A 7,056-nucleotide genomic window follows, 5' to 3' on the forward strand; every position below is an offset into this window, starting at 1 on the left:
AATTGTCGTGGCCCGTATCACCCTTCGTCAGCTGCTCGACCACGCCGCCAGTCACGGCTACGCGGTGCCGGCATTCAACATCAACAACATGGAGCAGGGCATCGCGATCATGCAGGCGGCGGCCGAGGTCGACGCGCCGGTGATCATCCAGGCTTCGCGCGGCGCGCGCAGCTATGCCGGCGACCTCATGCTCTCGCACATGATCGACGCGCTGGAGCGGACCTATCCGGACATCCCGCTCTGCATGCACCAGGACCATGGCAACGACGAAGCGACCTGCGCCTCCGCGATCGCCCACGGCTTCACCTCGGTGATGATGGACGGCTCGCTCAAGGCAGACGCCAAGACCGCGGCCGATTACGACTACAACGTTGCGATCACCAGCCGCGTCGTCGATCTCGCCCATTGGGTCGGTGCCTCCGTCGAAGGCGAGCTCGGCGTGCTCGGCTCGCTCGAGCATGGCGGCGGCGAACAGGAGGATGGTCACGGCGTCGAAGGCACGATCAGCCACGATCAGTTGCTGACGGATCCCGACCAGGCGGTCGACTTCGTCCGCGCCACCAAGGTCGATGCGCTCGCGATCGCGATGGGCACCTCGCACGGCGCCTACAAGTTCAGCCGCAAGCCGGATGGCGACATTCTGGCGATGCGGGTGGTCGAGGAGATTCATCGCCGTCTGCCGAACACGCATCTCGTGATGCACGGCTCTTCCTCGGTGCCGCAGCCGCTCCAGGACATGTTCAATCAGTTCGGCGGCGAGATGCCGCAGACCTGGGGCGTGCCGGTCGAGGAGATCGTCCGCGGCATCAAGAGCGGCGTGCGCAAGGTCAATATCGACACCGACTGCCGGCTGGCGATGACCGCGGTGTTCCGCAAGGTCGCCGCGCAAACGCGCTCCGAGTTCGATCCGCGCAAATTCCTCAAGCCCGCGATGGATGCGATGCGCGAGCTCTGCCGCGAGCGCTTCGAGCAGTTCGGGACTGCAGGCCACGCCAGCCGGATCAAGGTCGTTCCCTTGAGCGAGATGGCGCGGCGCTACCGCGCCGGAGAACTCGATCCCAGCATCGACGCCCGCGAGCCCGTCGCGGCCTAATCATTCAGAGAGAGAAGAGCAGGAGAGAGCCATGAATGCACATGCAGGAACCGTCCGCGGCAAGGAAAGATATCGATCGGGCGTGATGGAATACAAGCGCATGGGCTATTGGGAGCCTGATTACGTGCCAAAGGACACCGATGTCATCGCGCTGTTCCGCGTCACGCCGCAAGAGGGCGTCGACCCGATCGAGGCGTCGGCCGCAGTCGCCGGCGAATCTTCGACCGCGACCTGGACGGTGGTGTGGACCGATCGCCTGACCGCTGCCGAGAAGTATCGCGCAAAATGCTATCGCGTCGATCCGGTGCCGGGCACGCCGGGCTCGTATTTCGCCTACATCGCCTATGACCTCGACCTGTTCGAGCCTGGTTCGATCGCCAACCTCTCGGCCTCGATCATCGGCAACGTGTTCGGCTTCAAGCCGCTGAAGGCGCTGCGTCTGGAAGACATGCGCTTCCCGGTCGCTTATGTGAAGACGTTCCAGGGGCCGGCAACCGGCATCGTGGTCGAGCGCGAGCGGCTCGACAAGTTCGGCCGGCCGCTGCTCGGCGCCACCGTCAAGCCGAAGCTCGGCCTCTCGGGCCGCAATTACGGCCGCGTGGTCTACGAGGCGCTGAAGGGCGGGCTCGACTTCACCAAGGATGACGAGAACATCAACTCGCAGCCCTTCATGCACTGGCGCGACCGCTTCCTCTATTGCATGGAAGCGGTGAACCGCGCACAGGCGGCCTCCGGGGAGGCGAAGGGCACCTACCTGAACATCACCGCTGGAACGATGGAGGACATGTACGAGCGCGCGGAGTTCGCGAAGGAGCTCGGGTCGTGCATCGTCATGATCGACCTCGTGATCGGCTACACCGCGATCCAGTCGATGGCGAAATGGGCGCGGCGCAACGACATGATCCTGCATCTGCATCGCGCCGGTCACTCGACCTACACGCGGCAGAAGAGCCACGGCGTGTCGTTCCGCGTCATCGCCAAGTGGATGCGGCTTGCCGGCGTCGACCACATCCATGCCGGCACGGTGGTCGGCAAGCTCGAAGGTGATCCGAACACCACGCGCGGCTATTACGATGTCTGCCGCGAAGACTTCAACCCGACCAAGCTCGAACACGGACTGTTCTTCGACCAGTCCTGGGCGAGCCTGAACAAGATGATGCCGGTTGCCTCCGGCGGCATCCATGCCGGCCAGATGCACCAGCTGCTCGACCTGCTCGGCGAGGATGTCGTGCTGCAGTTCGGCGGCGGTACCATCGGCCATCCCATGGGCATCGCGGCCGGCGCGATCGCCAATCGTGTGGCGCTGGAAGCGATGATCCTCGCCCGCAACGAGGGCCGCGACTATGTCCACGAAGGTCCGGAGATCCTGGCCAGGGCGGCCGAGACCTGCACACCGCTGAAAGCTGCACTCGAGGTCTGGAAGGACGTCTCCTTCAATTATGAATCCACCGACACGCCCGACTTCGTGCCGACCGCGCTCGAAACCGTTTGAGGAGATTTGACATGAAGCTGACCCAAGGCTGCTTCTCGTTCCTGCCCGATCTGACCGACGACCAGATCACCAAGCAGGTGCAGTATTGCCTGACCAACGGTTGGGCGGTGAACATCGAGTTCACCGACGATCCGCATCCCCGCAACACCTATTGGGAGATGTGGGGCCTGCCGATGTTCGATCTCCAGGACGCCGCCGGCGTGATGATGGAGCTCGCCGAATGCCGCAGAGTGTATGGCGACCGCTACATCCGTCTCAGCGGCTTCGACTCCAGCCATGGCTGGGAATCGGTGCGGATCTCGTTCATCGTCAATCGCCCGCCGCAGGAAGCCGAGTTCGAGCTGGTGCGGCAGGAGGTGGGCGGACGCGCGATCCGCTACACCACCGTGCGTCGGCAGCCCGCGCACGCGCCAACCTAACTCATTCTCCTCCGCGCGGAGCACTCCCTGCTCCGTTTTCTTGGCGGACCACTGCTTCGCCGCTCTCCCGCGGCGAAGCCCTTTTCTTCGAGGTGCCGATGCTGGATGTTCCCCATGCAATGACCACTGAGCCCGGCAAGACCAGTTTCGATCTCCGCAAGGAGGCCGAAGAGGCTGGAATCACCGGCACGCTGCAACAGCTCGAGCAGGAGCTGATCGGATTGAAGCCGGTGAAGAACCGCGTGCGCCAGATCGCGTCGCTCTTGCTGATCGAACGTATCCGGCAGCGTGCGGGACTGGCTTCGTCGCCGCCGACGCTGCACATGTCGTTCACCGGCAATCCCGGCACCGGTAAGACGACCGTCGCGTTGCGCATGGCAAAGATCCTGCACGGCCTCGGCTTCGTGCGGCGCGGGCAGGTGATCTCGGTGACGCGCGACGATCTCGTCGGCCAGTATATCGGCCACACCGCGCCCAAGACGAAGGAGATCCTGAAGAAGGCGATGGGCGGCGTGCTGTTCATCGACGAGGCCTATTATCTCCATCGGCCGGACAACGAGCGCGACTACGGCCAGGAGGCGATCGAGATTCTGCTGCAGGTGATGGAAAATCAGCGCGAGGACCTCGTCGTGATCCTTGCCGGCTATGGCGAGCGGATGACGAGCTTCTTCGCCTCCAATCCCGGCTTCCGTTCGCGCATCGCCCACCACATCGACTTTCCGGACTATGCGGAAGCCGAGCTGCTCGTCATCGCTGAGCTGATGCTGAAGGAACGGGGTTATCGCCTCTCGGCGGCGGCGCGTGAGGCGTTCGAGAAATATATTGCGCTGCGTCGGACCCAACCGTTCTTCTCCAATGCGCGATCTATCCGCAACGCCGTCGACCGCATCCGCCTGCGGCAGGCCGATCGCCTGGTGTCCGATCTCGATCGCATGCTCGAGATCGCCGACCTCGAAACGATCGATCCCATGGACGTCCTGGCGAGCCGCGTCTTCAGCGGCGGTGCCGACGCTCAGGGGAGTGCGAAGCCATGACCAGAGAAATCCTCATCGCGCCGTCGATCCTGGCTGCGGATTTTGCCCGCCTCGGCGAGGAGATCGCGGCGATCGACGCGGCGGGCGCCGACTGGGTTCATTGCGACGTCATGGACGGGCATTTCGTCCCGAACATCAGTTATGGCGCGGACGTCATCAAGGCGATCCGGCCGCTGACGAAGAAAATATTCGATGTGCATCTCATGATCGCGCCGGCCGATCCCTATCTCGAGGCGTTCGCGAAGGCCGGCGCGGATCTCATTACGGTGCATGCCGAAGCGGGTCCGCACCTCGATCGCTCGCTCCAGGCCATCCGCGCGCTCGGCAAGAAGGCCGGCGTCAGCCTGTGTCCCGCCACTCCCGAAAGCGCGATCGAGTATGTGCTCGATCGTCTCGATCTCGTCCTGGTGATGACGGTCAATCCGGGTTTTGGCGGCCAGTCCTTCCTCGAGTCCCAGCTCGAGAAGATCGCGCGCATCCGAAGCATGATCGGCGACCGGCCGATCCGGCTCGAGGTTGACGGCGGCATCACGCGCGACAATGCTGCTGCCGTGGCCGCTGCGGGCGCCGATACGCTTGTAGCGGGCTCCGCCGTGTTTCGCGGCAAGAGCAGCGCGGACTATGCCGGCAACATCGCGGTTATCCGCGCCGCTGCGGAAGCCGGTAGGGTTCCGAAGCTGCAACATAGTTCGGCGCAGACGATCCGAGCCGGTGAGCCCGCGCTCATCCGGTAGACTACCCGTTACACATTGGCCCGCGGTAAGGTTCCGAAGCGTTGAGTCCGCGCTGGTTGGAACTTTCGCCTAAATGCGCGTTTGCCTAGAATCAAGCGCGTCTAGCGCGCGGCGGGCGCAGCAAATCTTTTGCACAACCGCCATCGCCCTGACGCAAATAAGGGCAATAAGCTCTGTGTGAATGCGAGGGAGGGTCTCATGGATAACGTACGTCGTTACCGCGCGCTGGCGTCCCTCTGTCGTCAGCAGGCCGCCTACCGGCCGCTCCAGAGCTGGGAACTGCTCGGCCAGGCCGAACATTTCGAATATCTCGCCGAAGTCGAACTCAAGGCGCATTTCGACGCGTGCAATGCGCCACCCGACGAGGACGGCGTCGAGGCCACGGCGTGGGAGAGGCCCGCCGCGGCGTGACGGTCCAACTTGTTCGAATATGACCTGAACTTGCCGAGGCCGGCACCGCTCAAGGACGCGGTTATCAGCCCGAACGACGAGGCTTGCGACCGGCCCGTCCTGGATCAACCCTCGATTAATGCGACATCAGCGTCGGGACGGTCATGGCTTCCAGCATGGCGCGGGTGACGCCGCCGAGGAACCGCTCCTGCAATCGCGAATGGCCGTAGCCGCCCATGACCAGAAGATCGAGGCGCTCATCGGCTGCAAGCGACAGCATGGTCGGCTGAATGTCAGAGCGCGTGGCCGACAGGTTGACGGTGCGGGTGGACAGTCCGCGCCGGCCGAGGTGCCTTGCCAGATTGCGCGTCGAGACCTCGTCGGGAACCATGTCTGTTTCGTTGATAGCAATGATCACGATCTCCTCGGCACGGGCCAGGAATGGTGCGGCGTCGCGCATGGCGCGCGCGGCGAGGCGGCTGCCGTCCCAGCAGATGCCGATCCGTTTCGCCTTGAAGGCTCCATGGAAGGTGTAGGGCAGGAAAAGCACCGGGCCGCCCGCCTGGAACAGGATCTCGCGGGGCACATCGTTGTCGAGTGAGGCTTGCGCCGGGTCCGGCTGGAGCACGATGCTGAGATCGTGCAGCCGCGCCATCTCGCCGAGCAAGCCGACCGCATCCCCCGGCATCGTCCCGAGCGGGTGGCATGTGTAGGAAATGCCGGCGTTCATCGCTTCGTTCTTGAATACCGCGAGCGCCGCCTCGGCCCGCTCCACTGCGCTCTCGCGCTCCAGCTCGAACACCGCCGCCACCGCGGCGCCGCCCTCCATGATATAGGCCGCGCTGGTTGCCACATAGCCAACCGCGACTGCATCGAGATGGGCGTTGAGGCCCGCCGCGAGCGAGATCGAGCCATCGATCACCGGGCGCACCGGGCGCTCGGTGGGGATGTGGACGAGAATGTCTTTGTACATGACGCGCCTCCGACGGACATCATCCGGTGGCTGCAGTCTTTCACGGTGCGCAGGGGCCGCGTTGAGCTGCATCAAACGTGCAGCCTCGAGTTTTGGACCTTCGCCGGCCCCGGCTACTTTGCCAAGATTTAACCGCGCGGACGGGACGCTGTAAGGTGGCGACCACCATGTTGGGTGCAAGGCGACTTACCCAACATGGACATATCGACATGAGCGATCACGCCAATTCCGACACCACAACGTCCCGCAAGGTCCTGAGGCCACGCCGGCTCGCGCTGCTCGGCACCGTGGCCGCGCTTGGCGTGGCCGTGCTGGCGACTGCACCCGGCTCTTCGCCGTTCAGCGCGAGCTCCTTCATCGCGCCCGCCCAGGCCGCGGAGCCCACCGCGACACCGCCGGGCTTCGGCGACCTCGTCAGCAAGGTCAAACCCGCCGTCATCTCGGTGCGGGTCAGGATCGACCAGGACAACGACAAGAGCGCGATGCTGCAACAGAACCGGATGGATTCGGACGAGGCGACGCCGTTCGACCAGTTCTCGCGGCAGTTCGGCTTCCGCGGCCCGGGTGGCATGGAGGGCATGCCGCGCCAGCACCGCCAGATGATCACGGGTGAGGGCTCCGGCTTCTTCATCTCCGCCGACGGCTATGCCGTGACCAACAACCACGTCGTCGATCACGCCGAGTCGGTGCAAGTGACGATGGACGACGGCACGATCTACAGCGCGAAAGTGGTCGGCACCGATCCGAAGACCGATCTCGCGCTGATCAAGGTCGAGGGTAAGAAGGATTTTCCGTTCGTCAAATTCTCGGACCAGAAGCCGCGTATCGGCGACTGGGTCGTCGCGGTCGGCAATCCCTTCGGCCTCGGCGGCACCGTGACCGCCGGCATCGTCTCGGCCAGCGGCCGCGACATCGGCAACG

General features: G+C 64.3%; 8 protein-coding genes. 7 read left to right on the forward strand and 1 reads right to left on the reverse strand.

The window, feature by feature from the left end:
- Window positions 1–7: 7 nt before the first annotated feature.
- The 6 genes from fba to IVB47_RS29570 all read left to right on the forward strand — a co-directional run bounded on the left by fba (window position 8) and on the right by IVB47_RS29570 (window position 5,183).
- The gene (fba, locus tag IVB47_RS29545; protein ID WP_247399790.1) at window positions 8–1,093 is read left to right on the forward strand and encodes a class II fructose-bisphosphate aldolase; all 1,086 of its coding nucleotides are present in this window, start codon (window positions 8–10) and stop codon (window positions 1,091–1,093) included.
- Window positions 1,094–1,124: 31 nt separating this feature from the next.
- On the forward strand, window positions 1,125–2,585 hold the full coding sequence (locus IVB47_RS29550) for a form I ribulose bisphosphate carboxylase large subunit (RefSeq protein WP_027516500.1): 1,461 nt from the start codon (window positions 1,125–1,127) through the stop codon (window positions 2,583–2,585).
- 11 nt (window positions 2,586–2,596) lie between these two features.
- Window positions 2,597–3,004 carry a ribulose bisphosphate carboxylase small subunit gene (locus IVB47_RS29555; RefSeq protein WP_007594833.1) on the forward strand — a complete coding sequence of 136 codons (408 nt, stop codon included), beginning with the start codon at window positions 2,597–2,599 and terminating at the stop codon, window positions 3,002–3,004.
- Window positions 3,005–3,102: 98 nt separating this feature from the next.
- A complete protein-coding gene (gene cbbX, locus IVB47_RS29560) occupies window positions 3,103–4,038 on the forward strand; it encodes a CbbX protein (protein ID WP_247356945.1) in 936 nt (311 codons plus the stop codon).
- Complete coding sequence (gene rpe, locus IVB47_RS29565) at window positions 4,035–4,772, forward strand: ribulose-phosphate 3-epimerase (RefSeq protein ID WP_247466703.1); 738 nt, start codon at window positions 4,035–4,037, stop codon at window positions 4,770–4,772. Before cbbX ends, rpe begins: the two co-directional genes overlap by 4 nt.
- Before the next feature lie 198 nt (window positions 4,773–4,970).
- Window positions 4,971–5,183, forward strand: coding sequence for a hypothetical protein (locus IVB47_RS29570; protein ID WP_247466706.1), 213 nt, complete (start codon window positions 4,971–4,973; stop codon window positions 5,181–5,183).
- Between the two features lie 115 nt (window positions 5,184–5,298).
- On the opposite strand, the gene IVB47_RS29575 is transcribed toward IVB47_RS29570, so the two are convergent.
- Window positions 5,299–6,135, reverse strand: coding sequence for a universal stress protein (locus tag IVB47_RS29575; protein ID WP_247468121.1), 837 nt, complete (start codon window positions 6,133–6,135; stop codon window positions 5,299–5,301).
- A gap of 209 nt (window positions 6,136–6,344) precedes the next feature.
- Between IVB47_RS29575 and IVB47_RS29580 the strand changes: the two genes are divergently transcribed.
- Window positions 6,345–7,056: trypsin-like peptidase domain-containing protein (locus tag IVB47_RS29580; RefSeq protein WP_247466710.1), on the forward strand; the 712-nt coding region annotated here is incomplete at its 3' end.

Origin of the sequence: Bradyrhizobium sp. 62, from assembly GCF_023073035.1 — a bacterium.
GTDB lineage: Bacteria > Pseudomonadota > Alphaproteobacteria > Rhizobiales > Xanthobacteraceae > Bradyrhizobium.